The sequence below is a fragment of the Leptolyngbya sp. FACHB-321 genome (genome assembly GCF_014695975.1).
Taxonomy (GTDB): domain Bacteria; phylum Cyanobacteriota; class Cyanobacteriia; order Leptolyngbyales; family Leptolyngbyaceae; genus Stenomitos.
In genome coordinates this window covers 135,960-161,666 of the sequence record NZ_JACJPI010000084.1, presented here as the reverse complement: position 1 = coordinate 161,666, position 25,707 = coordinate 135,960, and the positions used below count along the sequence as shown (strand labels likewise).

General features: G+C 50.7%; 23 protein-coding genes and 1 pseudogene. 11 read left to right on the top strand and 13 right to left on the bottom strand.

Going from position 1 to position 25,707, the window contains the following annotated elements; translation table 11 throughout:
- Nucleotides 1-327: 327 nt before the first annotated feature.
- Together H6F76_RS27670 and H6F76_RS27665 are read right to left on the bottom strand one after the other, a co-directional pair.
- The gene (locus H6F76_RS27670; protein WP_190513173.1) at nucleotides 328-1,518 is read right to left on the bottom strand and encodes a glycosyltransferase; all 1,191 of its coding nucleotides are present in this window, start codon (nucleotides 1,516-1,518) and stop codon (nucleotides 328-330) included.
- A 95-nt stretch (nucleotides 1,519-1,613) separates the two neighbouring features.
- Nucleotides 1,614-2,264 (bottom strand): ABC transporter ATP-binding protein, encoded by a 651-nt coding sequence (locus H6F76_RS27665; protein WP_199322545.1) that lies wholly within the window; start codon nucleotides 2,262-2,264, stop codon nucleotides 1,614-1,616.
- An 884-nt stretch (nucleotides 2,265-3,148) separates the two neighbouring features.
- Here H6F76_RS27665 and H6F76_RS27660 point away from each other — a divergent pair.
- Both H6F76_RS27660 and H6F76_RS27655 read left to right on the top strand, forming a co-directional pair.
- Nucleotides 3,149-3,553, top strand: a complete 405-nt coding sequence (locus H6F76_RS27660; RefSeq protein WP_190446256.1) for an AbrB family transcriptional regulator — start codon at nucleotides 3,149-3,151, stop codon at nucleotides 3,551-3,553.
- A gap of 398 nt (nucleotides 3,554-3,951) precedes the next feature.
- The gene (locus tag H6F76_RS27655) at nucleotides 3,952-4,794 is read left to right on the top strand and encodes a CPBP family intramembrane glutamic endopeptidase (RefSeq protein WP_190513169.1); all 843 of its coding nucleotides are present in this window, start codon (nucleotides 3,952-3,954) and stop codon (nucleotides 4,792-4,794) included.
- A 4-nt stretch (nucleotides 4,795-4,798) separates the two neighbouring features.
- Here H6F76_RS27655 and H6F76_RS27650 read toward each other — a convergent pair whose 3' ends face one another.
- Together H6F76_RS27650 and H6F76_RS27645 are read right to left on the bottom strand one after the other, a co-directional pair.
- Nucleotides 4,799-5,572: a Mo-dependent nitrogenase C-terminal domain-containing protein gene (locus H6F76_RS27650; RefSeq protein ID WP_277881291.1), complete on the bottom strand. Its 774-nt coding sequence runs from the start codon at nucleotides 5,570-5,572 to the stop codon at nucleotides 4,799-4,801.
- Nucleotides 5,573-5,690: 118 nt separating this feature from the next.
- Nucleotides 5,691-6,008 (bottom strand): DUF6439 family protein, encoded by a 318-nt coding sequence (locus H6F76_RS27645; protein ID WP_190513165.1) that lies wholly within the window; start codon nucleotides 6,006-6,008, stop codon nucleotides 5,691-5,693.
- Between the two features lie 56 nt (nucleotides 6,009-6,064).
- Between H6F76_RS27645 and H6F76_RS27640 the strand changes: the two genes are divergently transcribed.
- Together H6F76_RS27640 and H6F76_RS27635 are read left to right on the top strand one after the other, a co-directional pair.
- Nucleotides 6,065-6,526 (top strand): hypothetical protein, encoded by a 462-nt coding sequence (locus tag H6F76_RS27640; protein WP_199322536.1) that lies wholly within the window; start codon nucleotides 6,065-6,067, stop codon nucleotides 6,524-6,526.
- Nucleotides 6,527-6,957: 431 nt separating this feature from the next.
- On the top strand, nucleotides 6,958-7,341 hold the full coding sequence (locus H6F76_RS27635) for a hypothetical protein (RefSeq protein ID WP_190513163.1): 384 nt from the start codon (nucleotides 6,958-6,960) through the stop codon (nucleotides 7,339-7,341).
- Nucleotides 7,342-7,432: 91 nt separating this feature from the next.
- Here H6F76_RS27635 and hpnH read toward each other — a convergent pair whose 3' ends face one another.
- The 5 genes from hpnH to H6F76_RS27610 form a co-directional block, all read right to left on the bottom strand.
- Nucleotides 7,433-8,455, bottom strand: coding sequence for an adenosyl-hopene transferase HpnH (gene hpnH, locus H6F76_RS27630; RefSeq protein WP_190446261.1), 1,023 nt, complete (start codon nucleotides 8,453-8,455; stop codon nucleotides 7,433-7,435).
- Between the two features lie 100 nt (nucleotides 8,456-8,555).
- Entirely contained in the window at nucleotides 8,556-9,545 is a 990-nt protein-coding gene (hpnA, locus tag H6F76_RS27625; RefSeq protein WP_190513160.1) for a hopanoid-associated sugar epimerase, read from the bottom strand.
- Nucleotides 9,546-9,590: 45 nt separating this feature from the next.
- Nucleotides 9,591-12,311: an efflux RND transporter permease subunit gene (locus H6F76_RS27620; protein WP_190513158.1), complete on the bottom strand. Its 2,721-nt coding sequence runs from the start codon at nucleotides 12,309-12,311 to the stop codon at nucleotides 9,591-9,593.
- A gap of 102 nt (nucleotides 12,312-12,413) precedes the next feature.
- Entirely contained in the window at nucleotides 12,414-12,935 is a 522-nt protein-coding gene (locus H6F76_RS27615; RefSeq protein ID WP_190513157.1) for a DUF937 domain-containing protein, read from the bottom strand.
- Nucleotides 12,936-13,055: 120 nt separating this feature from the next.
- Entirely contained in the window at nucleotides 13,056-15,425 is a 2,370-nt protein-coding gene (locus tag H6F76_RS27610; RefSeq protein ID WP_190513155.1) for a DUF4912 domain-containing protein, read from the bottom strand.
- 193 nt (nucleotides 15,426-15,618) lie between these two features.
- On the opposite strand from H6F76_RS27610, the gene H6F76_RS27605 reads away from it, so the two are divergent.
- Nucleotides 15,619-16,308, top strand: coding sequence for a phosphorylase (locus H6F76_RS27605; protein ID WP_190513153.1), 690 nt, complete (start codon nucleotides 15,619-15,621; stop codon nucleotides 16,306-16,308).
- Between the two features lie 16 nt (nucleotides 16,309-16,324).
- On the opposite strand, the pseudogene H6F76_RS27600 reads toward H6F76_RS27605, so the two are convergent.
- Nucleotides 16,325-16,749: pseudogene (locus tag H6F76_RS27600) on the bottom strand (VOC family protein).
- Nucleotides 16,750-16,980: 231 nt separating this feature from the next.
- Here H6F76_RS27600 and H6F76_RS27595 point away from each other — a divergent pair.
- From H6F76_RS27595 to H6F76_RS30740, 6 genes are all read left to right on the top strand, one after another.
- A complete protein-coding gene (locus tag H6F76_RS27595) occupies nucleotides 16,981-18,297 on the top strand; it encodes a hemolysin family protein (RefSeq protein ID WP_190513151.1) in 1,317 nt (438 codons plus the stop codon).
- 105 nt (nucleotides 18,298-18,402) lie between these two features.
- Nucleotides 18,403-18,984, top strand: coding sequence for a DUF4129 domain-containing protein (locus H6F76_RS27590; protein WP_190513149.1), 582 nt, complete (start codon nucleotides 18,403-18,405; stop codon nucleotides 18,982-18,984).
- Between the two features lie 142 nt (nucleotides 18,985-19,126).
- Complete coding sequence (locus H6F76_RS27585; protein ID WP_190513147.1) at nucleotides 19,127-20,347, top strand: DUF4350 domain-containing protein; 1,221 nt, start codon at nucleotides 19,127-19,129, stop codon at nucleotides 20,345-20,347.
- A 146-nt stretch (nucleotides 20,348-20,493) separates the two neighbouring features.
- Nucleotides 20,494-21,444 (top strand): MoxR family ATPase, encoded by a 951-nt coding sequence (locus H6F76_RS27580; protein ID WP_190513145.1) that lies wholly within the window; start codon nucleotides 20,494-20,496, stop codon nucleotides 21,442-21,444.
- 251 nt (nucleotides 21,445-21,695) lie between these two features.
- A complete protein-coding gene (locus H6F76_RS30745) occupies nucleotides 21,696-21,986 on the top strand; it encodes a hypothetical protein (protein ID WP_242036877.1) in 291 nt (96 codons plus the stop codon).
- 192 nt (nucleotides 21,987-22,178) lie between these two features.
- Nucleotides 22,179-22,340, top strand: coding sequence for a DUF4351 domain-containing protein (locus H6F76_RS30740; protein ID WP_347276146.1), 162 nt, complete (start codon nucleotides 22,179-22,181; stop codon nucleotides 22,338-22,340).
- A 41-nt stretch (nucleotides 22,341-22,381) separates the two neighbouring features.
- Here the strand turns inward: H6F76_RS30740 and H6F76_RS27570 are convergent, their stop codons facing one another.
- The 3 genes from H6F76_RS27570 to H6F76_RS27560 form a co-directional block, all read right to left on the bottom strand.
- Entirely contained in the window at nucleotides 22,382-23,116 is a 735-nt protein-coding gene (locus H6F76_RS27570) for a phycocyanobilin:ferredoxin oxidoreductase (protein WP_190513143.1), read from the bottom strand.
- A gap of 82 nt (nucleotides 23,117-23,198) precedes the next feature.
- On the bottom strand, nucleotides 23,199-25,154 hold the full coding sequence (locus H6F76_RS27565; protein ID WP_190513141.1) for a response regulator: 1,956 nt from the start codon (nucleotides 25,152-25,154) through the stop codon (nucleotides 23,199-23,201).
- An 8-nt stretch (nucleotides 25,155-25,162) separates the two neighbouring features.
- Nucleotides 25,163-25,537 (bottom strand): response regulator, encoded by a 375-nt coding sequence (locus H6F76_RS27560; RefSeq protein WP_190513139.1) that lies wholly within the window; start codon nucleotides 25,535-25,537, stop codon nucleotides 25,163-25,165.
- Nucleotides 25,538-25,707: the final 170 nt, after the last annotated feature.

Here is a 25,707-nt window from a genome sequence, read left to right as displayed (position 1 = left end):
CTGCTGCATTGCGACTCAGTTCTATGTGCGTAGGTCTTGCTTCGCCATCTTTCTCTAAGTAGCTGGGCGTAATGATTGATAAGACGCCTTTCGACTTCACGTTCGACTGAGCACTCATGCCGAAGTCTCAAGCTCTCAGTCCTGTATGTCGGCGGGTTGAACGCAGTTGAAACCCGGTTTCTGATGCGTAATTTAGCCTTCCTACTTAAAGCTGCAAACAACTCTCAAAGCCCTGGTTTCTACAGGGTCAGCAAGGGTACTGAAGCAATGGTAGGACGGACATTTGGGTGCTCATTACGAGTAAGCCTTCATCCGTTGCAGAACCCGTCACAGCGAACCGAGAAGTCCCATCTGCTTGAGTGCGTCCCGTAGGTGCGCGGCTTCTGGCGCTTGCTGTTGTTCGTAGAGCGCGATCGCCTGTTGAAATGCCTCTAGGCTGGCTACCACATTGCCCACTTTAAGTAGCGCCACGCCCAGGTTTTGGTGCGCTGCGGCGTAGCTAGGCTGGAGTTGAATGGCGCGCTGATACTGTACGATCGCCTCCTGTAGCTGCCCCATTGCTTTGAGCGTCAAGCCCAGGTTGTAATAACCAACGGCACCAGTTGGGTCGATCGCGATCGTGGTTTCATAGAGCGCTTTTGCTTTCTCCAGATCGCCCTGATCTTTCAGGACGTTGCCCCAGTTGTTGTAAGCGCCTAACTGCAAGCGTGGATGTAATGGTTGAGCGATCGCTGCTTCGTAGTGCCATGCTGCCTGGTCTAACTGTTGCTGCTGACCGTAGAAGCTTCCCAAGTGATAATGCAATTCGTATAGCACTGCCGCTTCAGCCGCAGTCTCCAAACCCTTTTGCAGTAGGGCTAACCCGCGTACCCGATCGCCCAAATCGATGTAGAGCGCCCCTAGCTTACTGCAAATGTACGCATCGTCAGGATGAGCAGTATGGTAGCGCTCCATGATAGTGCGGGCACGCTCGACCTTGTGACGCTGATCAATCAACGCTGTCTGGTAACCTGTGTGCCGAATAGCAATGTCTGGTAAGGCAACGACCCGCCAGTGTGGCTCTTGTTGCAGCAACCGAGTCACGCTGTCGTCAATCAATTCGTGATAGGGGCGGGTAAAGGCGATCGCCGGATGCCTGCGAAACACGCGAGAAAGCTGTGAGTCGGGATGATGGGTGCCGACTTCTTCTCGCAAAAGGGCAATGGCGATCGCATCATCCAATTGCATGGCTTGTTGTAGTGCTGGCACGCTCTCTGGCACCAGCACCTCATCGGCATCAAGCACTAGAATCCAGTCGCCTTGGGCATACTTAAGCGACTCGTTACGGGCAGCCGCAAAGTCATTACACCAGGTAAAGGGATACACGCTTGCCTTGCAGTCTTTGGCAATCGCAATGGTGCGATCGCGGGAGCCAGTATCGACGACGATCATCTCATCGACCACGCCTCGTACACTGTCTAGACAACGGCGTAGCGTTGCTTCTTCATCGCGCACAATCATGCAAAGGCTTAAACGCATTGCCTAGACACCTTGCTTACTGCGCTTTCATTCTCCGCTTAAACAGATCTATTTACTCTACTTTTTAGATCTGGGCTGCAAAGACAAGCGATGCTTCAAAAATCCTTTTCTTTGACTGTGCCATCTTCAAGATTAACGACACGATCGGCAAAGTCAATGATCCGTGGATCATGTGTCACCATCAGCACTGTGCGGTTTTGCTCTTTTGCTAACCGATGCAGCAGTTCGATCACCGCATAGCCGTTATGAGAATCTAAGGCGGCTGTTGGCTCGTCTGCCATAATCAGCTTTGGTTCGCCGCCTAGCGCCCGTGCGATTGCCACCCGTTGTTTTTGCCCGCCCGATAAGTCACGGGGTAATTGGTGGGCTTTTTCTGCCAATCCCACTTGCTCTAGCAATACGTGTGCCTGCTTCGTGGCGGCGTGTTTACGAATGCCTTTGATATGCAAAGCCACTTCTACATTTTCGAGCGCAGTGAGGGCTGGAAACAGGTTAAAGCCTTGAAAGATAAAGCCAATGTTTTCTAAACGAAACCGCGCTAGTTTCGATCGCGATAAACCTGTAATCTCCTGCCCTAACAGATGAACGCTGCCTTCAGTAGGAGTCATGATGCCTGCCAAAATGGACAGCAACGTCGTCTTCCCTGACCCAGAGGGACCCATCAAAAGCTGCATTTCGCCATGCTTTAGCTCCAGGTCAATCTGCTTAAGGGCTTGATAGCGTTCGGCACCAGATTGAAAGGTCATGCCAATATTTTTAGCAGTGATCGCTAACGCAGTACGAGGCAAAAAGGTAGGCGCAGTAGCAACGATCGGGGGCGAATATGCCGCTACAGGTGACTGGTATGCAATCATTTAGCTGATGAACTTCATGTACGTAGTGTTAGACGATAGGAAGCGCTAAAAAGTTCAACCTGGTGCAAGAACAATTTTTTTGGTGTCCTAATATATGGCATTAACGCAACCGCCCAAAGGATGGTTTTGCTCGATCGTGGCGCTGCTAAATGTATTACTTGCTTTCGGTTGACAATCTAGCTTTGGCTCTTAATCTCACTTCAACATCGGTCTGGCTTTTAACAGAAAACACATCCAAAACAAGACGGGCAGCAGTTACCTGGGTTAAGTCAGGCAGGAGTAGCCTATGCGATCGTGCCCTACTGATGAAACTTAGTAAGTAGGGCGCAGCGCGATTCAAGCGACTAAAGTTTCAATGTCACCCTTCTTTAAAGGTTGTCTGAGCTACGCTCCATTCTTCATGCTGCTTATGAAGTGTCTCTATAAGAGCAGCACGAGATCTAGAAAAGAAACTTAGCGAATGGCTGAACTTTGATCTAACACTTCAGGAATGCTTCTGCCTTTCTAAAATGTCAGGGGTGTTGTGGGAAGCAGCCGACGTGCAACATAACTTTCAATGCTGCGGAACGCAAGCTGTAAGAAAACGATTCTGACTTTTAAGACATCCTCTGCAACTGATCTACCTACACGAAAAGCGGCAAAACAAAGCAAAAAAATAATACTAAAACTGCAAAAAAAATATTGTTAGGTTTAAGTGATTTAAGGCTATATTTTCTATAGCGCCAGATTACTGGTTTAATCATGCTTCAATGCCTTGGAGTTCTCAGGATAGAGAGATGACTGATACTGCAACGACTCCACTTACTGGAAAAGCCCTACTTCAAAAAGTAAAAGAACTTTCACACTTGCCGCGCCGAGAAACAGCAAAGCGCTGCGGGTACTATACGGTAACGAAAAACAACCAGACCCGCGTTAACCTAACTGATTTCTACGACGCTGTACTTGGCGCTAGAGGTATTCCGTTGAGTCCTGAAGGCTCTAAGGATGGTCGCGGTCGCGAGCCAACGTATCGAGTAAGTGTTCACAAAAACGGTCAGATTGTCATTGGTGCTGCTTATACTCAAGCAATGGGGTTAAAGCCCGGAGATGAGTTTGAGATTAAGCTTGGCTACAAGCACATTCATCTAATTCAGCTTGATGCTGGCAAGGGTGAAAGTAATGGTTTTCATGACGAAGCCTAATAGAAATTCAGATGCTTCTCTGAATGATGAATTAGTGCATGGAGTAGTATTATCTGCTCCTGTTCTTAAAACTTAACCACGAAAACTGTGTGGCTTCACTACTGTGTTGCCTGATCGCTTCTCTAAGCAAGAACTCTAGTCGATAACATCTTTGTCTGTTATCCGTTGGAGTTCTTGCTAGGATTTATTGTTCTTTAAGCAACGTAGGACTGTATTTTTGTTCCTGAAGGTTTTTGGCACTTCTTTTGCTGGAGCTAGATGAGAGCCAAACTAGAGCCAAATTCACTCGAATTAGAATGAACGGGTGCAGCGCGATCGCCTGGAACAAGTGAAATGTCTTTGCTTGGAAAATGCTGAAAAACTATGATTGTGCCTGTTGGTAGCAAGTTTTGAGCCCAATGTCTGAACAATTTCAACCAGTAGATGCCTTGCTAGATGTGATCGCAGCAAGTTCGGCGGTGGTTAAAATCATCGCTTTTTTTGTGGCTTGGCTTTTGCTTTGGTTGCCGATTGCAATCCCCTTAGCAATTAGCCTGAAATGGCATCCTCCCAAGCCACTGGCGATTGCTCAAAAAATTCCGCTGGTTCTATCGCTTTACTTGCTGGCACCACTCGTTTTATGGGGCTTTGCGAAGCTTGAAGGGCGTACCTTTGCTGCATATGGTCTTGTACTGGCGCGATCGACCTTCAGCTCATTACTACTGGGACTAGGATTAGGCATTCTGGGTATTGCACTTTTATTTAGCCTTGAACGTTGGGCTGGGTGGATCGAAATCGAGCAGTCAAACCAACGCCAATTTGTTGCCGCTCTTTTACCTACCCTTGCGCTGGGGCTGCTAATCAGTCTGATTGAAGAATTAATCTTTCGCGGCTTCCTGCTTAACCAGCTACAGCTTGAATATGCTGCCTGGGTTGCAGCAGCTAGCTCTAGCCTCATTTTTGCGTTGCTTCACTTAGTTTGGGAAGGTACGGAGATTGCACCTCAGTTACCTGGGCTTTGGCTCATGGGAGTGGTCTTAGTCATTGCTCGTTGGGCAGACGGTGGCAGCCTAGGACTAGCCTGTGGGCTTCATGCAGGTTGGGTCTGGGGTATGGCAAGCCTTGATACGGCTCAACTCATTCGCTACACTGATCGCGGCTCTGAATGGTTAACCGGAATAAAAAAGCAGCCTCTTGCGGGTGGCATGGGGCTGCTTCTACTCTGTGGTACAGGGGGCTTGCTCTGGAGCTTTGTGAGCTAATCAGCTAGCAATAAGCGGAGATGTCTTCGCCGCAATCGTCAGCTAAATAAGAGAGCGCCCGAAAGCGCAAGCCAACTAGTTGATCGTAAAGAGGGTTGAGTTTGCAAAGCGGTGGGATATGAGCGATCGTACGACCAAAGAAATTAATGTCACGCTCAAACGGGCACTGAGGCGGAATCAGCTTACAGAGAAGACGTGCAATTTTTGGATCTTGCACCTCCATTTTATCCAACCAATCGCGCACGGGATTCAGCAACGTTGGCTGCGGTTTTAGGTCAAGGTAAGCCTGCATCGGTCGTTCGCCACTAGACACAAGCATTGCCTCTGCTGGTGCAGCTTCTGACTCACTTTCTGGCTCATTTAAGGTTGTGCGAAGGACTTCTAACACCTCTGTGTTTAATCCAAGTGCTTGGCAGTACTGAAAGAGTATTTCGTCCTCGCAAGATGAGTAGGCACCGTCAGCAATGGCTACCATAACAGCCATTCTCATGAAGTTTTCGGCTAAAGCAGAGTCGTGCCCAAGCGCTTCTGCAAGCTCGGCGGGTGAAACAGGCTCTAATGCCTTTGAGGTGTCGGCGGCATTGAGTTCCTGGTTGACAAGTGAAGTAATCAGATGTTGCTCCTGTGGGTCGAAATGTCCATCAGCCCAAGCGATTGTTAAAAGCCCACGTAGCCAGACAGATACCTGCTGGCTGGTATAGGAAGATTGAAGTCTGCTAGTCATTCTCGTCACGTTAATTGCGACTAGATTTCGACTCGATTCTAGCTCGTTCTCCATTAGGAGTGGTTGTAGCCTAGGTAACTAAATGCTAGAAAGACTAACCCTTGATCCTGGAGCAGCTCTCAAGGCTATGGCAGTGCAACTCCTGCCCAAGATCTGTTTATAGGCTAGCCTTCTACTCCTCCCGCTTTGCCCGATCGCCATGAGAGGGGCAGGGTGGTGCCGAAATCGATCGATCAAGCCATGCAACCGCTTGCTGGAGCCGCGGCAAAGCTTCATCGGGTTGGTCTTTAAGCAGGAAGACGATCGCGGCAGCGGCTTGCTCATTAGCACGGACTTTGCGGTTTGACTTGAGGCGATGCCAGTCTCGTTCGGCGATCGCAAGTTTTTCTAGCAATGCTTGAGCCAGTTCGGCAGCGCTAAATGCGCTCAAGTTACCTCGGTCAGCACTAGTGACCTGGGATGACGTAGCAGAAAGAGACGTATCGGGCATAGGGTTACGACGATCGTGGGCATAATCAAGGGTATCTCCACTCTACTACTGCTGTTATGTCGTTGCCCCCACCATCGCCTGATTCTGCCTCCAGCTCTGATAAGGATGTGCCGTTATCGGATGCACAAACGTTTGAGCAGGAGCTAGCTGCCATTGAGCGATCGCTGACTGGCCTCAAAGAGCGTTACATGCAGGTGCAACAGGATGAGCAAACGCAGGCACAGCTTCAAGAACACCAGAAGCAACTGAAGCAGCAGATCCAGCGGTCTCCCTCCCCCGCGCTCAAAGCCGAGTTAACCCAACTGCAAACACAACTCGATGCACTAGAGGTAAAGCTTGAGAGCCGTCTGTTTTCTTGGGGCAGCCTGCGAGAACCCTTTTGGCAAATCGTACGTTTTGGTGGACTAGGTCTTGTTGTCGGTTGGTCGATCGCCCTTGCCGTTTTGCAAAGCCCCAACCCATCACCGCAACCGCCACTCCTTGCACCCCAGTCATCGCAACGAGAGCCGGGTGATTAAGCCACACTGCAAATGCCTTGAAACTTTGTGTTGATAGACGTTTTTAGTGTTTGAGCATGAGACAGCAAATAGTCTGCCGTTGTAACGCTTCTCCATAGCCTTACTTTCCTGCTTAAAGAAAATGGTTCAGCAAGCGGCTTGACGTTATGACTAATAATCTGCACCACTCACAGCTTTTCTCACCATTGAGCTATGACTTTTGTCAGAGGAATTGTTCTCTCGTGAGCGTTAACTTTAACCTTGTGCTTATGGATATGGCTTGGCTTAAGAGCATAGGTTTTTAGAAGAATAAACCACTTCTTGCTCAATTCCTATTGGAGCTGATGCGATACGCAATTGCTAACGGTTTACCAAGGCAAATCGCAGCTTCTAAGTCAAATCAAAACACATCACAGCAGCAATGTTTGAGAATGAACTATTGGAGTAATGGCATGAAAAATTTGATTTCTAGGGCGATCGCTCACATCAGTACTTTGTTAGAAGGACTACAGGTAAAGCAGTTTTTTGCTGCTGGTTTAGTCGGGTTTCTACTACTGACAACCAACGTTGATATAGGAAAGAACGACCAGCCGTTACCTGCAAAGCTGCGCGAGAGTATTCAGCAAAATGACGCCGATCGACCCAAGACAACCGGACAGTGGAACCGCGAAGCTAAGAAAGTAGAAGGCAATCCTGGTGAGCGCGTGAAGCGCATTGGTAAAGAGTCAGCCGAAGCCTTCAAAGAATTTGGGTCAGGTTATACAAAAGGCGCTGAGAAAACCGCTGACCAAGTTGGAGATGCTGCCGGTCGTGCAGCCACGGATCTTACTAATTAAGATCGCAGTTAGAAGTTACTACTAATGATTTAGACCCCCGGCTTTTTAAGAGGCTGGGGGTCTTGTATTTGCAATGTTCTAGTACGTGAACTTAGTTTGCGATGCCAAAGACGCTACCGATCGCCCGCATCATATTTTGTGGCTGCATGGCATCCACAGCCGCAGTAGGCTCGTAGCCGCAATGCACCATACAGTCAGCACATTCAGGATTACCACTCGATCGCCCGTATTTGCTCCAATCAGTGTGATCGATTAGCTCTTGGAAGGTCTCATAATGCCCTTCGTTCAAGAGATAGCAGGGCTTTTGCCAGCCAAGCACACTGTAGCTAGGGCTGCCCCAAGGCGTGCATTCATAGTCTTTTTCACCCGTGAGGAAGTCTAAAAACAGAGGATTGTGGTTAAAGTTCCAGTTCTTTTTGCCTGCTTTGAGGGGCGCTAGAATTTCGCGGAAGAGCGCTTTGGTCTGTTCGCGCTTGAGGAAGTGCTCTTGATCGGGTGCCCAGTCGTAGCTATAGCCAGGAGAAATCATCATGCCATCAGTGCCAAGCGTGGCAATGAAATCGAAGAAGTCCTGCATTTCTTTTGGATCGGTGCCTTCAAAAACCGTGGTATTGGTTGTGACGCGGAATCCCTTGGCTTTGGCAGCTTTGATAGCTTTGACCGCGATGTCAAAAATGCCTTTGCGATCGACACACTTGTCATGATGCTCACGCAACCCATCTAAATGCACGCTGAAGGTGAGATACGGCGAGGGTGTAAATTTGCTCAGGCTTTTTTCGAGCAAAATGCCATTTGTGCAAAGGTAAATGTATTTCTTGCGTTCCACCAAGCCACGCACGATCTCATCAATTTGCGGATGGAGCAATGGTTCGCCACCAGGAATCGAGACAACGGGTGCGCCGCACTCCTCAACTGCTGCAAAACATTGGGCAGGGGTTAAGTTCTGCACCAAAATATCGGTTGGATGCTGAATTTTGCCGCAGCCAGGGCACGCTAGATTGCAGCGAAACAATGGTTCCAGCATAAGCACTAGCGGATAACGTTTGCGACCCGTCAAGCGCTGGGTGACAACGTACTTACCAACTTCGATCGCCTGCTGTAGAAGAACTGCCATACATTTTTCACTCCTCAAAACGGGAACACGGATGAAAGAGAAAAAGAGAAGTATAAAGTCTAAAAGATAAAAAAATTAGCTTTCAGCCTTTAGCTTTTCTCTAGTCTTTCTTGACGTAACTATTTTTTACGAACCACTCTATGCTATCGCGCAGAGCTGTAGATAGGGGGGTTTGGGGTAACCCAAGTTCGCGAACGGCTTTGGCGGCATTGTAATACATGGGCTGCTGTGCCATGCGCACCCCATCCAGTGGCACGGAAGGGGTTTTGCCGAGGGGCGCGAGAATCTGCTCATCAATCCAGGCAACGGTGAGGGGAATCCAGGCAGGAATAGCGTTTTGGGGTGCGGGTTGTCCGGTAAGCGCAGCAAGCTGATCGAGTAGTTCCTTGAGAGTAAGGTTTTGATTGCCAAGGATATAGCGATCGCCTGTCTTACCCTTCTGCAACGCTAACAAATGCCCCCAAGCCACATCTTTTACATGGATAAAGTTCAGCCCTGTATCGACATAGGCAGGCATCTGACGACGCAGAAAGCGCAAGATAATGTCGCCTGTGGGTGTCGGTTTGATATCCCAGGGACCGATCGGACTGCTAGGGTTAACGATGACAATATCTTGTCCTGCTTGAACAGCTTTTACCGCTTCTTGCTCTGCTAGGTACTTAGATTTTTTGTAGTGCCCAACCAATTTCTCCATGGGGCTTTGATGAGTTTCATCCACGGCACTGCCAGATGCACCTACGCCGATCGCTGCCACCGAACTCGTATATACGGTGCGTTCCACGCCTGCCTTCTGGGCTGCTGCCAGAATGTTTCGCGTACCCACCACATTGTTCTGGTAGAGCGCATCGCGATCGGTCTGCCACAGCGAGTAATGCGCTGCGACATGAAACATAAACTGACAGCCATTGATGCGCTGCCACAGGTCAGGATCATTCAGGTCACTTTTGACGATTTCTACATCTAATCCTTGCAGGTTGTCTAAGCGACTGCCCGATCGAGCTAGCGCTTTCACCGCATATCCTTCTTGTAGCAATAAGCGCACTAAATTCGCGCCAATAAACCCCGTTCCACCTGTAACAAATGCTTGCATTAAGTCGTTCTTGTAATTGTGGTGGTATGACTCATGGGAATTTCTTTAATTCTCACGCTTTCCCTTGAGCCGAAGCCTCAGGTCATCGAGTAGCGCGTAGACTACGGGCACGACGATCAAGCTTAGAAGGGTAGAGGTAATCAGTCCGCCGATGATGGCGATCGCCATCGGTGCGCGTAATTCGGCTCCCGCTCCTAAACCAAGAGCGATCGGCAGCATCCCTAGAATGGTTGCAGCGGTCGTCATAAGAATGGGACGCAGGCGAACAGGCGCGGCTGTAAGGATGGCTTCAGAGCGGGAGAGTCCGCTACGACGAAGCTGGTTAGTATAGTCCACCAGTAGAATGGCGCTTTTATTCACCAAACCCAGCAGAAAGATAATACCGATGATGGAAATCATGCCAAAATCGCTGCGGGTCAAGAGGGCAGCTAGCAAGGCACCTACGATCGACAGCGGTAGGGAGAAGATGATAGCAAGGGGATCAGTCCAACTGCGGAACAGCAGCACCAAGACTGCCAGTACGCAAATCACAGCTAGCCCCAGCGTGAAGCCAAAACTGCCGAAGATTTCGCCCAACCTGGCTGAATCACCGCCTAAATTGAGTGATATGGACGGTGGTTTAACTTCGTTGGCGATCGCCACAGCGCGATCGGTGGCATCACCCAACGCAATGTTCTCTCCTAGATTGGCGCTGACGTAAGCTACTCGACGGGCATTGCGCCGCTCAATTTCAACAATCCTATCTGCGGTATTGGCAGCACCAGTGGTTGTCACATCAGCAAAGCCAGGAAGTTTTTCAAGCCGCTCTTTAATGGTCTTAGCACTCTGGCTGAGAACCAGCGGATCATCACCGATTAGCCCCACTTGCAGCGGTTTGTCACCACCCGTATCGACAAATTGAATATCCTCGATGCTGGTCGTGACGTTCTTAAGCACAGGCAACTGCTGCCGGAACTGATCTTGCAGCGCTGTGGTTGAAACGGTATGCCCTTCTCGCAGCTTGACGTAAAGCGTGCCTTTATTGGGCTGCTGCCGAGTGCCAACCGTTGTAAACACACTTTCGACTTCAGGGGACTGAAGCACGACGGCTTCTAGCTTTTTCGCTGTTTCCAGAGAGTCCTGAAGTGGATTGATGGGGGGTGCTTTCTGTGCCGCTGCTAATAGGGCTGGGTCTACGCCAGGGGGTAACGTGGTTGGCTTCACACCAGCCGCTTGAGCCTGTGCCGCCTGAGCCAATGCAGCTTGATTAAGCGCGATCGCAGGTAAAGGAGCCGTGTAGGTAATGTTGAACTCACCCCGATCGAGCTTAGGAATGAACCCTTTGGGGATGATGGGAATAAGTGCCAAACCAGCAACAAAGCTCAACAGAGCAATGCCGATGACAATGGCTCGATGCCTCAACGACCATTGCAACAGCTTGCGGTAGGCGTTGACAAACCCTGACAAACCCTGCTCCGATGGTTTTTGGGGTCGTGGTCGCAACCAGTAGACCGCCAGCAGTGGCGAGAGGGTGCGGGCAACCAGCAGCGAAATCAGCACTGCCGCTGAGACGGTAACGCCAAAGGGTTGAAAGAACTGCCCGACTACGCCCCGCATAAAAGCGACAGGTAGGAAGACTGCCGCGATCGTCAGGGTAGCAGCTGCCACCGTCAAGCCAATTTCATCCGTAGCTTCGATCGCCGCTTGCCGGGGTGATTTGCCACCTTCATCCAGGTGACGGGCAATGTTTTCAACATCGACGATCGCGTCATCCACAATGATCCCGACAACAAGTGCTAGCGCTAGCAAGGTGATCGTCTCCAGGTTGAAGCCAAAGAGCGCCATCACAATGAAAGTGCCAAAGAGCGAAGTCGGAATCGCCAGTGCCGAAATCAACGTGGCTTTCCAATCCCACAAAAAGGGAAAGATGACAATAACGGAGAGGATGATCGCTAGCCCTAGCGCCTCGACGGTCGAATCAGTTGCCTCACGAATATACTCTGCCTGGGTCGCAGCTAGATTGACCTGCACCTCTGGTAGCTGCGATCGCAACTGGACAACAGCATTGTCCACTGCTTTAACCACATCCAGCGTATTCGCATCGCCACGCTTCACCACTTCAAGCGCTAGCGCATCGCGACCACCAAAGCGCACCGCCGATGAACCTGCATTCAATACGGCTTGTTCTGCCACATTTGGTTTAGCAGTGGGTGTAGTGACTGTGGCTCCAGCCGGAACGCCCAGCAAGTTGACCTTTAAGACACCCGGCACCTGAGCAATCGTGGGGAGAATACGCTCCTGTGCTAGTGTGGTCAACTGCGCCAAGGTTTGTTTGGGATTTTCGATCGCGTAGCTGACAACGGCTGACTCATTCAGGTTGACCGGAGTAATCTTGTAAGTGCTGTTGTCAGGTAATTTGAGTTTTTTAAGCTCCGTCTCAACCCGCGCCACCGATTCGTCAAGATCGGTGCCCACCGCAAAGGAAAGGCTGACAATCGATCGTCCTGGATAGGTAGACGATCGCACGGAATTTAATCCCTGTGCTTCGAGGGGCTGTAGTGTCTCCTCAATCGGTTGCGTAAGTCGGGCTTCGGTCTCCTGAGCTGTAGGGATGCTAGCTGTTGCATTAACCACTACTACCGGAAAGGTAACGTCTGGAAACAAGGCGTACTTGAGGGAGCTAAAAGCCAGCAACCCTGCTACACAGACGGCAATCCAGAAGCCTAGCGTCAGCCAGGGATACTGAATTGCTAGCCTAGAAATATTAAAACGCTCTCGCAAAGACATGGCAGGACGATCCACCCCTCAACTTACAGGTACTTCAGTTGCTACTAGTCATCCTACCGTTTTAGGCTACCGATTACAGCGCCTAGGCGACTGCTGGTTTTGTCAAGGATGCAGCAAGCGATTAGAAAATTTAAAGACCTCCCCTAAATCAATATTCTCATTGTGATCGGTCATTAAAAATGACTTCAGGACAGGGTTTGCTCCTGATGTGCGGAAGGTGCCCGTTCCCAAATTGAGAAACCCTAATGCCACTTTAACCAGACCAGGCAGTGCGGCTTGCAGCGTCGTGTTACTTAAGCCAGTACGTTGGGCAAGAGCCTGAAGCAACTGCTGCTGACGCTCTGGTGTAAGAAATGCTGGCAGCGAGGCAGCATCGTAATGGGATGTGCTGACTGTCTGACTAACTAGCGCATCACTAGCCACACTACCGATCACAGCAGACTGCCGAAAGACTGTTTGCAAGAAACCGCCTACTACCGAGAGCAGCGTTTGGAGCATGGCATCATCGAACCCGTGGCTGCTGCCTAGCTGTTGCGCCTCACTTACAATGATATTCAGTTGTTCGACGCTGCCTTGCTGGTTGGGATGATTAATGGCGCTAAGGATGTCGAAAAAAAGTCCCATAACTGTATACCTTGCTGACGCTAGATAAAGCAATGACCGACGGCGTTGAAACGATCGAGCGTAAGCTGGCATAGCGCTAACGTCTCAACCCCATTGTCCCAGCGATCGCCCACAAACTCCCTACGCACCAGGAACCCAGGTCGGTGTTGATCGCGCCAGCATAAGAAAGCGTCCATCTAGCGCCATGTAGCCTAGTTCAGCAATGTATTCCAGGTTGCTAACGGGCACTGAGACATGTTGATCCTGATCCCAGTCATTACAAAAGTACTGTTGCACGCTTTGAGGGAAAGCATTGCCTGTACCAGTGGCGGCATACACTCGTAGCACCATCTGCTGCCCACCCTGTTGCTTTAGCGCATCTTTTTCGGCTTGATCTGCTTCCCAATATACGTATAAAGCTTGGTCAGCGCGAGGAATGAGCATAAGCTGACTTTGGCTCGTCGGCTGAGAGCTGTCGGCAATCGTTCGCTCGGCAAGAGCGCTTGCTGCGAAGACTGGTTCTGGTGTTTCCGAAATGTTTGGCGTTTCCGAGGCGATGGCTTCTAGCGATCGATGCCACACCATCCCATCCATCACTTCACCCTTTGCTATCGTGTCAGCGGTCAACGAGGCAGCATCCTCAGACTCGTCATACCAGGCGCTTGCTCGTGCTATCTCACCTGTTTGCAAGGCAGTGCTAGTAGCATAGGGTTCCTGCACAAGCTGGTTGTCGTCAGCAGTAGCATACAATCCACTGCGATCGACAGCAATGACCGGAGACGCAGCACCCTCTGTTGAGAGTGTTCCATCTGCCAACACTACACTGTCACTTGGTATCTCGTCGCTTGCGGCATCCGGCGCGATCGCCTTTTGTGCCACAGGGCAAGCAGGTACGTGTACAGGCTCCGATCGAGCAACCTGGAGCCAGCGTCCCTCAGCCGCAATGTAGCCAAGCTCGGTAAGATACGTTCGATCGTCCGTCCGAATCGGGAGATGTCGATCTTGTGCCTGAGCCTCACACTCAAACTCCTGAAGACTTTCTGGCGGTTGTCGCCTAATGTCAATGCCCGTTACGTCGTAGAGCCGTATGACCAACCTCTGGGCACCTTGCTGCTGTAGCGACGCTTGTGCCTCAGCAGGGATTTCCCAGTAGGCATACGCATTCTTGCAGTCGCGGGGCACCAGAATTAAACGACTGCTGCTCAGTGGTTGAATGGCTCCGAGCAGTGGCGCAGCAACATCAGCAATAGGTACGATTGACGCTTCCGTTAGTGGCTCCCCGGTCGGCATAGGGTTAACTGTAGGAGGAATAAAGCCCTCTTCAATGTCTTCCTCCAGCTCTGGTTCTGCTAGCTCAGACTCAGCATCACGATTTTTCAGTACCCACCAAACAAAGCTGCCTAAGAGTGGTAGCGCCAGTAACCAGAGCCACGACTTTGTTGGTGCGTCAGTGTCTCCGTTCACACTGGGGGCTTGTGCTACCGTTGACGGCACGGGCACATCCGATGACACCGGCTGAGGACTCGGAATCGTTTCTTGCGGGCTAGGGGATGTAACGTCCGGGTTCGTGGCGCTTGCTGTTGCTTCTTTCCGCGCCGTTTCAATCGTTTGACGACTCACAGGTGCAGCGGCGTAACCCAAGAACGCTTGCGCTGGGAGATTTGGCTGCGGTCCTTTATAAACGTAAATCAACGGTTGGGAAAAGGGATATTTGGGGTTGCTCGGCAGCGTGTTGTTAATCGGGACGATTCGTACATTGCTGTAGTCTTTCAGTTGGTCAGCGATCGCGTAGCCAATACCACTTACTTTAAGTGCCTCTACTACCTGGCTAGTACTATCTTGTCCAAGCTGTTGGGCAGTTTTTCCTGTAACAAAGGGTGCCTGCTTAAAAACTGGATAGTTGCGAAAGGCTTGGCGAGTGTCGCTGCTACCGGGGCGATCGATAAACCGAATGGGACCCGGTTCACCCCCTACTTGTGCCCAGTCTTTAATCTCACCTCGAAAGATTTTGGCGAACTGCTCAAACGTCAGCCCACCTTTAAACGGATTTTCGGCACCCACAATGATGGCGATTTTATGCCGTGAGACTGGCACCGCTACCAGCCCTTGCGCCTTTTCTTGCGGCATGAGCGTACGACCGATCGCCGCCAAGTCAGCATTGTTATCCATCAAGTCTTTGATCGCTGGACCTGTGCCCTGGGTGTTCAGTTCAACCTTCGTACCAACGAATCGTTGCTCAAAGCGTTGTTTCAGCGCCTGGTTGATCGTCCCCATACCGCTGGAACCACCAATGCGAATTGAGGTGCCTACAGGTACGTTTGTTGGCAGCGGAAAGGCGATCGTACTAGCCGTCTGACCCAGGATAGGATTGATCATCAACATCCCTGCTAGCGGTCTAGCAGCCGTCGCCTTGGATGCGACAACGCCACCAGCTACACTTGCAGCAAAAGACAGTGTAAATAGTATTGTCAGGGAGACGATTGAAGTCTCTTGCTTACGCAACCTCGTCATATCAATAACCCTGATCCCTTGGTACTAACCCTTAACAAGTAACACAACAATCATGCGGTGCCAATCCTACAGCGTTGGAGAATCATTGCAGAGCGAAAGGCAGAAGGCAGAAGGTAGAAGGACAAGGGCGGCAGGAGAGGAGAGTCTTCAACTTGCTGTAGTATCAGGGCACAGCAATTTTGGCGGATGGTGCATGGGTCAGCGTATTGATCTAATTTTGGTGCCGCAAGGGGCAGAATATCAAGCCGTCTGTCGGGGCATTGGTCGGGCAGCAGCAGGAATTGTTTTGCCCATCCCGATCGGGTCAGCACCCTTGCGTCAGTACTTGCACGCTCAGCAGAAAGTGGGGCGCATTGTTGCTGGACAGAAGCTTTTGGTGATGGGGTTGTGTGGTGGGCTTATACCGCGCTACGCGATCGCCGACGTAGTGCTGTACCGAGAATGCGTTGATCGCACACATCCTGCCTCCGTGCTGCCCTGTGATACGGCTCTTACAGACTGGCTGCACACAAAACTGACAACGCCAGCATTGGTTAGAGCCTTGACGAGCGATCGCCTGGTTTCGTCTGCCCAAGAAAAACACCAGTTAGCCCAAGACTACGCAGCAGATGTAGTTGATATGGAGGGCTTTGCTGCACTCGATAGCCTCTACCAACTGGGTGCAACGGTTGCCATGCTGCGTGTCGTTAGTGATAACGCACAGCATGATCTGCCTAATCTTGCTAACGCGATCGACCAGGATGGTGCCCTGCAACCGCTACCGTTAGCGTGGGGTATGGTGAAGCAGCCGATCGCGGCAGCCCGCTTAGTGTACGGCTCTCTCAAAAGCTTGAACAGACTGCAACGTGCCACTACCGCGATCTTTGGAACAAACCCACGCTAGAAACAACTCTCTTGTATCAAGGCAAAATGAGCTGATCAGCCGCATCGAACTTGAAAAAGGGGTTCCAGGCAACTTCCCAAAGGTGCCCATCTGGATCAGCAAAATAACCGCTATAGCCGCCCCAAAAACATCTTGCGCCGGTTTCACAACCCTTGCACCTAACTGTTTAACGAGCTGTAGCACTTCATCGACCTCTGCCCGACTTTTGCCGTTGTATGCTAGCGTGATCCCCGGAAAGCCTGTTCCTACGGCATCAATCGTTATATCCTCTGCTAGCTTTGTTCTTGGATACAGCGCTAGCACCAGTCCACCAAGCTGAAAAAAGGCAATTTCTGCTTGACTAGCGCTAGAAGGTTTCCAGCCCAAGCCATCGCGGTAAAACTGGAGCGATCGCGACAGGTCATGCACTCCCAACGTTACAAGATTAAGTCTTGGATGCATATTTTCTCCCTTAAACAATTCATTTGTACCACAGGCGAACGGATGCTTCGCGCGTGCGAAAGCTGCTTAGCTAGAGCAGGTATAGACGGTGCCTTAGCCCCTCTGTAGGAATCCCTTTAAGAAAGGTCACAAGATAGGCGCTAAACTTTGGAGAGTTCTTTTTTATGATTTATTGGCTCGATCGTTGGATGTGTCTTTTTGAGTCTGGACATCCGCTCGCCAACCTGCAACATGAACACAGCGACCAATATTCCGCTTTTGATTGGCATCAACCTTGTGCTGATTGCCATCAATGCCTTTTTTGCCGCCGCAGAGATCGCTCTTGTCTCAGCGAGTGATGTGAGGCTACAGCTCCTGGCTGATCAGGGTAGCCGTCGTGCCCGTCTGGTGCTGGCAACTACGGCAGACAGCACCCGCTTTTTAGCGACGATTCAACTGGTGATTACCCTCACGGGCTTCCTTAACGGTGCTTTCGCGGCTGAAAATTTGGCAACACCACTGACAAAGGTGCTGAGTCCATTTATCCCCGAAGCGACAGCCGAAAAAGTGGCGCTAGTAGGGGTGACGGTTGCGATCGCCCTTGTTAGTCTCATCTTCGGCGAGCTGGTACCTAAAAAGCTAGCAATCCGTCATGCTGAGTCCTTTGCGCTGGTTTGCATTCGTCCGCTGCGTCTGCTGCAAAAGCTAACCGCTCCTGTGGTTAAGCTTGTGAGCCTAACCACCAACTTGATTTTGGATCTGGCAGGCAACGCAGCGAACGAAGAAGAAGAAGCCATCAGCACAGAAGAAATTAAAGCGATGGTTGATGCTGGGCTTGCAGGTGGCTCAGTTGGCGAACAAGAACGACGCATCATTCATGGTGCTGTCGAACTCAGCCACATCACGGCACGGGCAATCATGGTGCCCCGAGTGCAGATTCAATACCTTAAAACCACTACATCCTTGCAAGATGCTTGCCAGATTGTGTCTGAGAATGCTCATACTCGCCTGCCCGTTTGCGAGGATGACCTGGACAATATCGTAGGCATACTGCACGTTAAAGATCTCATTCGCCCCTTTCCCGTTAGCGCAGAAGACGCTCCGGGCATCCAAGAGTTGCTTCGCCCTGTCCACTACGTTCCTGAAACAAAGCTTGCAACCGATCTTCTGGCAGAGATGAAGCAAAATCGGCTACATCTGGTCGTTGTGCAGGATGAGTTTGGCGGTACAGCCGGATTAATAACACTAGAGGACGTTTTAGAAGAAATTGTTGGTGAAATTCGCGACGAATATGATGCAGAAGAAGAACGCGAATTTCGTCAGCTTAGTGAACATGAAGGCATCTTCAAAATTCGTGCTAGCATCGCGACCGTCAATAACGAGTTGAATCTTCAGTTGCCGCGCGATGAAGCGGCAACCCTAGCAGGCTTGTTTCTTGAAGAGTTGCAGCGTCCACCCGAAGCCAACGATAGTCTTCAAATTGACAACGTGCAGCTTACTGTGCTTGAAGATGGTCAGCGTGTGCGTGTCATTCTGGTGGAGATGCCAGAGATAGAGGGGGTGGATTAGGGGCAGGTAAAAGCAAAAGGTAGAAGGCAGGAGGCAAAAGGTAGAAGGCAGGAGGCAAGTATTAAAGTCTGAACGCAAAGACTCGATCGCGATTAAGGTGAACCGATGGCAGGCTCCTTCGAGAAAACCAGCATTGGATGGCAGTTGCGGCTGATGCAGCAGCGGGTGAGTGAGTGGTTAGAGCGGCTGTTTGCACCTGTCGATCGCGCCCGTTTGCCTAATGAAATTTTGCCAGAGTGGTTGCTGCGGCTGTTGTTTTGGGTGATTGCAGGGGCAATGCTGGGCTGGTTAAGCTGGCAGCTTTACACGTTCTTGCGTCCCTACCTTAGTGCCCTGGTGCCGTCACAACAGGGGCAGGTTGTTCAACCCGATCGCACTGATCGCCCGTTGACGGTGGCAGAATGGCTCCGGCGATCGCGTACCTTTGCCCAGCAAGGTGACTACCGCGAAGCGAGCCGTGCCCTCTATATGGCTGCACTTCAACGCTTAAATGACACCGAACCCATTCCCCACGAACCCAGCCGCACCAACGGCGAATACCTGCAAATTATCCAAACGTTACCCCGTTCCGCCCCTTACCGGGTGCTGATCCGCACCCACGAGCAACTTTGCTTTGACAACGCCGAGATCTCAGCCGATGAGTTCGATCGCTGCCAACGCGCTTATCAAGACATTGAAACCGCTTGAGAGAGTTTTGAATTTTCAGTTTTGAGTTCATTGAATTGAGCTTGCACCAACCTCTTACTGCTGCTCCTCTTCCTCACCCTTTGCTTCCTCTCCCTCCCCTGCTTCTCTTCTCCCTTACCCTTTCTCCCCTCACTCCTTGCCCATGACGCTCTCCAAGCGACAAATCTGGATACTCGCGATCGCCCTGGCTGCGCTGATGATCATTAGTCTCTTTGCGGCTCCAGGTGGCAAGCAGCAGCAAAGTGGCTCCACTTATGGTCGATCGCCCGATGGCTACGGAGCCTGGTATGCCTTCATGGAATCCAGAGGCGTCACAATTCAGCGCTGGCAGAAGCCGTTAAAGCTGCTATTCCAACCCAGCGAGCTAAAAACGCCGACGATCGAAACCGCCAATCCCAACCAAACCGCAGAGATGCAGAGACACAGAGACGCACAGATAAGCATGTCTGTTACTGCTTCCCCTGAACTCCTTGCTTCCCCTGCCGCCTCTACCTCTTCCCCCATTACCTTGCTGCAAGTCAGTAGTGGTGAACCTCTCTCGGTGGCAAGCATGGCATGGGTCGAACGCGGTAATGTGCTGATACTGCTGGGCGCGCAATCGCCAGTTACCAAAGCACCGTTTGAAAGCGCGATCGGCAGTCCTGCTGGTGCTGTGCAAATCCACACGAGCCGTCGCGAAACCGATCGCGACACTAGAATCGAGCCACTGTTGAATGATTCGTTTGGTGCTGTTGTCTGGCAGCAGACCATGGGGCAAGGACGGGTTGTTTTTGCATCCACACCGCATCTAACAGCCAATGCTTATCAAGATGCCCCAGGTAACTTTGAGTTTTTGGCAACGCTGGTTACAGCTACGAAACTGCCCATTTGGGTAGACGAATACTCACATGGCTACAAAGACGCAGAGGTTATCAAGCAGGAAGATGGCAATTTAGTCAGCTATCTGGCAAAAACACCCCTGCTGCTGGTCTTGATTCAAGTAACCGTCATGATGCTAGTGCTCCTTTGGGGACAAAATCGGCGGTTCGGTCCTGCGATCGCCCTCACAACCCCGATCGTTGACAACAGCGAGGCATATATTCAAGCTATGTCAGCCGTCTTACGGAAAGCTGAGAGCAATCAATTTGTCGTGGATACCATCTGTAAAGCAGAGCAGCTTGCAATCCAAAAAGCGCTGGGGCTAGGTACAGAACCACTCCCACTGCCAACGCTACTTGATGCCTGGACTCAACAAACTGGTCAACCCGCCGCTATTCTAGAGGCTGCCTTAAACTCTACCAATCACCCACGTCGAAGCAGCGAAGCAGAGTTGTCAAAGTTGCTAGAGGCAATGCAGACTGTTCGGAAACAGCTAGCTTTGTAGCGGCAGGGAGGAGGGCTAAAGGATAAAAGTTTTGAGTTCATTCAAGTTCCCTCCCTTCCCCTGCCTCTCCTGCTTTTTCAGTCTCCCCAGCTTCCTCTGCCTTTCTAACTCCTTCACTCCTCTACTTCTTCACCCCTTACCTCCTCATGTCTGAACTTAACGACACCTTCGATCGCCTCTCCAAAGCCCTTAGCCAGGTTGTAGTTGGGCAGACTGCTCTAGTGCACCAATTTATGGTTGCGCTGCTAGCGGGTGGGCACGTCATTTTAGAAGGCGTACCAGGAACGGGCAAAACGCTGCTAGTCAAGGTGCTGGCGCAATTGGTGCAGGCAGACTTTCGCCGCATTCAGCTTACGCCCGACATCCTACCCTCCGACATTCTCGGCACAAACATCTTTGACCTGAATACTAAAAACTTCACCCTTAAAAAAGGACCTGTTTTTACCCAGTTTTTGCTAGCAGATGAGGTGAACCGCACACCGCCCAAAACTCAGGCAGCGCTGCTAGAAGCAATGGAAGAACAGCAAGTGACGCTGGATGGGCAGAGTTTGGCGCTACCAGAGCTGTTTTGGGTCGTTGCGACGCAAAACTCACTCGAATTTGAAGGTACGTACCCGCTACCAGAAGCGCAACTCGATCGCTTTCTCTTTAAGCTTATCGTGGCGTACCCCGAGCCAAAAGCAGAGAAACAAATGTTGCTGAATAGCCAAACAGGTTTGCAAACTAAGCGCTTAGACCTGGTAAAGCTAAAACCATTACTCTCAGTCGAACAAATTTTGGCGGCAAGGCAGGCAGTACGATCGGTGAAAGTAACTGACCCCTTAATTGATTATTTGCTGGGACTGGTGCAGCGATCGCGCCAGCACCCTGATCTGGCATTGGGGGCTTCCCCGCGATCGGCAGTGGCATGGCTCCAGGCAAGTAAGGCAAATGCCTGGCTAAGCGGGCGCGATTTCGTGACACCAGATGATATCAAAGCGATCGCCCCACCAACCTTACGACATCGCTTTATTTTGCGCCCCGAAGCGCAGTTGGACGGACTTCAAGTGGATGCAGTGATTGGTGCCTTATTAAGCCAAGTGCCAGTACCGCGCTGATGCTGGATGGGTCGTTTTCTCACTTTTGTATGGCATATGACAACACACTCAAATATCTAGTTGAGTAAGATCCTGAAACGTCTGCTCAGTGGTTGCTTGGCACCGCTTCAACAGATGTTCAAATTCTCAAAACTGAGTTGAGCCTTAAGCCAGTTCGAGCAGATTCAGTCATCTTTTTGCGGGCAAGCAACCAAATTTTGCATTTAGAGTTTCAAACATTGCCACATTCCAGCCCTTCTCTCCCAATCAGAATGCTGGACTATTGGGTGAGGTTTTACCGTCAGTACAATTGTGAGGTTGAACAGGTCGTTATTTTCCTTAAACCAACCACTTCAGAAGCCGTCTTCATCGATCGCTTCACTGCTACCAAAACCGCTCACCGCCACCGGGTAATCCGGATCTGGGAAGAGGAACCTACAACCCTGTTGAGCATTCCCAGTTTGCTACCTTTAGCCGTTCTCACGCAAACAGACGTGCCTGCTGCTTTATTACAACAAGTGGCAGCGCAGGTGAATATAATCGAGCCAAGCAGTCTGTGGTAAACGATCTCAACCTGCGCCCAGTTACTTGCAGGCTTAGTCTTTGATAGCGAACAAATTCATCAATTTTTTCGGAGCGCCACTATGAAAGAATCTGTCATCTATCAAGAAATTCTTCGAGAGGGATTGCAGGAAGGATTGCAGCAGGGGTTGCAGCAGGGATTGCAGGAAGGACTGTAAGCAGAGGTTAACTTAATTGTGCGGCAGCTAACCCAACACTTGGGTACTGTCCCACAAGCGTTGCAGCACCAGATTCAGGGTTTGTCGATCGCTCAACTAGAAGATTTCGGTGAGGCGTTGTTGGATTTTTCCGGTTTGCCAGCGTTAGAAAGCTGGTTGGCGAATCTGGAACACTAATGTACGGTGCTGAGTGCTGATTTAAACTCAACCGTTGCTCATCAAACTGCTACGTAGTCAAAAAGCATGGTGTTCATGTAGCGATCAGCCCACTCGCTGCCAAAGGCTTTTTCCAGCACGCGGCGGGTTTTATCGTTTTGCTGTTGTTTCGTACAGTAGTTTTGTTGCCCAACTAGAACGTCATGAATATCGAGTGGTGCAGTTAGGGGCGTTGCGCTGCTAGCAATCTGGCAGTGGAGGGTAAGGAAAGCACGTACCCGATCGAGAAATTGCTCCTCTTCTTGATCGCTAGCCGGACGCACAAACAGACAAAAATCCGAAAAAATATTGCCCCACTCTGGCAAGTCGCGTGGCTGCGAAAACTGGGGTTTAGTCAGCGCTGCTAACTCCTGCTGGTAGCGATCGGGCAGGGTACGATCGATTCGGATGGGCGACAGATCGGCGATTGCAGCACTGATGCCACCACGGAGAGTCCCTACCAGATCGGTACCAAAGATTGGCAGCGCATACTCCGGCTTGGGGAACATGACACAGTGGAGAATATCTAAGCCGTTGCTTACTTGCGCCAGTTCTAAATGCAGTTTGCGAAATTGTGGCGTTTGATAGCAATGGTTTTCGATCGTTAAGCGTTCACCTTCCAAACTGCCCTCGATATAGCCCAAATCCTCTGGCACGCTATACGGCGACAGATCAAGGTTTTGCCGCCAAACGTCTTCAATGGTGTCCGCCAAGCGGCAAATCAGAGGATGCTGGCGGCTTCTTAATGACCCTTCCATAAATTGTTAATAGTTTTATTTGAATACGTAGCTAATAATTTGGTGTCAGGCAACATAAGGCTAGTGCCAAGACGATGCGATCTTAACCCTGATAAGCTTGCACGCGCTGTAAGCGATTCAGAATCCGAGTTGCCAATTCCCCTCCCATCAGCGGTTTATGTAAGTAGTCATCTGCGCCAACGGTAAAGGCTTTCTGCTGGCTAGAGGCATCTGTCAGCGCACTTAGAAATAATACAGGTAATCGTTGCCAGTCAGGGTCGCTGCGAAGCATCTGACACAGTTCATAGCCGTTGATTTCGGGCAGATTGACATCCAAAACCACAACATCAGGGGTGACAGCTTGCAAGACAGTCCAAAATTGCTGCGGATCAGCCAGGGTCGTAACTTTAAATCCCCATGGTTTCAGTAAGGTAGGCAAGGTGCGTAACCAATGATGATCGTCATCGACGACCATGACCTTGGTGGGCAGTTTTGATCGTGTCAACAAATCAACAACTGTAGCAATCACCTGTTCTGGTGACGTTGAAGTGTCTAGAAAGAGCTTGCCACCATGCCGTGCCACCTCTAGCCGAGTGCGCCATTCCTGGCGATCGCCCATAACTATGATCGGCAAAGCTGGATACCGTTGAGTGCAAATCTGCAAAAGAGATGGCGGTTGCGCCTGACCTAAGTGGCTGTACATCGCTCGATCTATGGACAGGTGCAACAGAATGACATCAGGTGCTTGTCCAATCTCGTCGATCGTGGCATCCAGTGCACTCAAGGTCGTATCCAGTGCGAGTGGAGACACTAGCTCAACCTGAACACCTCGGCTCGCGGCGATGGCTTGGAGCGCATGATTCAACGACTCGTTATCGCTTAAGAGTAAGAGTAGCGGTGACTGCCCACTGGGGATTTGAGACGGTTGAATCTGGCTTGTAGCCTCGATTTCCTGCTGGAGAGCCGTTACCAGCCCTTTCATTAACGGTGCCTGGTTGGCAGGTAGGGGGGCTTGACCGCCCAACCAATGCTCCAATTGGCGGGCTAGGTGAACTGCCTTATGCAAGCCAAAGATGCCCAGAGTACCAGCTAGCTTATGTGCCAGGTGTTGTGCCTGCGTCTGATGTTGTGGAGTCAGTTGGTCGGCATGCAAATCTCCGATCGCCTGGAGCAAAACTCTTACCTGGTCGATACTATCGGGCTGTGTTGTCGTCCAGGTTTCGTTGAGAAAGGCAAGATATTGCTGTTGAGCAGTGGTTGAGCGATCGTCAACGGGTAAGGAGGATGTACTGTCGTGCGAGCAATCAATCTTAGGTTCAGAGGCAACCTCTAGGGAGGGCGATCGTAAGGGTGGAGGGGTTATTGTCGGCATAGCTACCTCTGTTTGAAGCGCTTTCAAGTAATAACCGCGTCCATGTAAGGTGGCAATAAAGTCCTGGGGCGCACCGATCGCCGCTAATTTGTGGCGCACCCGCCGAATATGGGAACGCACTGTTGCCTCAGACGGAAACTTTTCTGACGACCACAGATGATCCAGCAACTCATCTGAGCTAAAAACGTGCTGAGTATCTCTCAGCATCAGTTCCAGCAACTCATATTCCTTTGTGGTCAGGTCAAGGCGTTGACCCCGATAACTCACCTCACAGGTGCTGGGGTTCAGCATTAAATCACCCCACGTCAACAGTGGAAAGGGATTGGGACTACCCCGCCGTAGCAATGCCCGCATCCGAGCTGCTAGTTCAGCCTGATCAAACGGTTTCACCACATAGTCATCCGCTCCCGCATCCAAACCCTGTACCTTAGCGGAGTTTGCCGTCTGAGAGGTCAGCAGCAAAATAGGGGTGACATAGCCCTCAGCACGAAAGCGTTTGCATAGGCTAATGCCATCAAGCTTAGGCAAGACAACATCCAACACAATCAGGTCGTATTCAAAGGTCGACCCATAAGTCCATCCCATCTCCCCATCTTTGACAGCATCAATAATGTAGTGATGTGCCTTCAGCGTTTTCGTCAGCACCTTGATCAGGACATCATCATCTTCAACCAGCAGAATTTTCATGGCGATCGCTACCAATGGAGAATGCGGGCAATTTGCTCTGGTAAATGCAGTGCATTGAATGGTTTTGTGATGACACCACTGATTCCCAAGCCATCGAATTGACCCCTTGCTGCCGTTTGCACCTTAGCCGTTAAAAAGATTACAGGAATATGTTTTGTCGCAAGATGAGATCGGAGCGCTTTGAACGTTGCAAGACCATCCATAGCAGGCATCACAACATCCAACAAAATGACATCGGGTTGTTCAGTCTGGGCAATGACAATGCCTTGCGCCCCCGAACTGGCAAGCAAAACGTCCCATCCTGCGCTCATCTGGATGCCAAATTGCACTACGGTTTGAATGGTTTCTTCATCATCAATAATTAAGATTCGTTTGGTGGGCATGAGTTTCCACTACCTGAGATTGGGAATGAGCATATAGCCTTTTCTCGGCAATTGTGGTGCAGCTAATGAATCTAGGCTGCAAGGTGTCCTTCCGTCTAGGTAAGAACTGCTAGTCACAGCGTGTTGCAAACGGTTCGAGCTAGGGCATTAGGGCATTTGGTAGGAGCATC

Bases quoted from the DNA above. Each gene is read 5' to 3' on its own strand.
- H6F76_RS27655 (WP_190513169.1), top strand. From the start codon at position 3,952: ATGTCTGAACAATTTCAACCAGTAGATGCCTTGCTAGATGTGATCGCA.
- H6F76_RS27670 (WP_190513173.1), bottom strand. From the start codon at position 1,518: ATGCGTTTAAGCCTTTGCATGATTGTGCGCGATGAAGAAGCAACGCTA.
- H6F76_RS27610 (WP_190513155.1), bottom strand. From the start codon at position 15,425: ATGACGAGGTTGCGTAAGCAAGAGACTTCAATCGTCTCCCTGACAATA.
- H6F76_RS27660 (WP_190446256.1), top strand. From the start codon at position 3,149: ATGACTGATACTGCAACGACTCCACTTACTGGAAAAGCCCTACTTCAA.
- H6F76_RS30745 (WP_242036877.1), top strand. From the start codon at position 21,696: ATGCTGGACTATTGGGTGAGGTTTTACCGTCAGTACAATTGTGAGGTT.
- H6F76_RS27615 (WP_190513157.1), bottom strand. From the start codon at position 12,935: ATGGGACTTTTTTTCGACATCCTTAGCGCCATTAATCATCCCAACCAG.
- H6F76_RS27590 (WP_190513149.1), top strand. From the start codon at position 18,403: ATGGCAGGCTCCTTCGAGAAAACCAGCATTGGATGGCAGTTGCGGCTG.
- hpnA (WP_190513160.1), bottom strand. From the start codon at position 9,545: ATGCAAGCATTTGTTACAGGTGGAACGGGGTTTATTGGCGCGAATTTA.
- H6F76_RS27635 (WP_190513163.1), top strand. From the start codon at position 6,958: ATGAAAAATTTGATTTCTAGGGCGATCGCTCACATCAGTACTTTGTTA.
- H6F76_RS27645 (WP_190513165.1), bottom strand. From the start codon at position 6,008: ATGCCCGATACGTCTCTTTCTGCTACGTCATCCCAGGTCACTAGTGCT.
- H6F76_RS27665 (WP_199322545.1), bottom strand. From the start codon at position 2,264: ATGACCTTTCAATCTGGTGCCGAACGCTATCAAGCCCTTAAGCAGATT.
- H6F76_RS27605 (WP_190513153.1), top strand. From the start codon at position 15,619: ATGGGTCAGCGTATTGATCTAATTTTGGTGCCGCAAGGGGCAGAATAT.
- H6F76_RS27565 (WP_190513141.1), bottom strand. From the start codon at position 25,154: ATGAAAATTCTGCTGGTTGAAGATGATGATGTCCTGATCAAGGTGCTG.
- H6F76_RS27585 (WP_190513147.1), top strand. From the start codon at position 19,127: ATGACGCTCTCCAAGCGACAAATCTGGATACTCGCGATCGCCCTGGCT.
- H6F76_RS27580 (WP_190513145.1), top strand. From the start codon at position 20,494: ATGTCTGAACTTAACGACACCTTCGATCGCCTCTCCAAAGCCCTTAGC.
- H6F76_RS27570 (WP_190513143.1), bottom strand. From the start codon at position 23,116: ATGGAAGGGTCATTAAGAAGCCGCCAGCATCCTCTGATTTGCCGCTTG.
- H6F76_RS27560 (WP_190513139.1), bottom strand. From the start codon at position 25,537: ATGCCCACCAAACGAATCTTAATTATTGATGATGAAGAAACCATTCAA.
- H6F76_RS27620 (WP_190513158.1), bottom strand. From the start codon at position 12,311: ATGTCTTTGCGAGAGCGTTTTAATATTTCTAGGCTAGCAATTCAGTAT.
- hpnH (WP_190446261.1), bottom strand. From the start codon at position 8,455: ATGGCAGTTCTTCTACAGCAGGCGATCGAAGTTGGTAAGTACGTTGTC.
- H6F76_RS27595 (WP_190513151.1), top strand. From the start codon at position 16,981: ATGAACACAGCGACCAATATTCCGCTTTTGATTGGCATCAACCTTGTG.
- H6F76_RS27640 (WP_199322536.1), top strand. From the start codon at position 6,065: ATGTCGTTGCCCCCACCATCGCCTGATTCTGCCTCCAGCTCTGATAAG.
- H6F76_RS27650 (WP_277881291.1), bottom strand. From the start codon at position 5,572: ATGGAGAACGAGCTAGAATCGAGTCGAAATCTAGTCGCAATTAACGTG.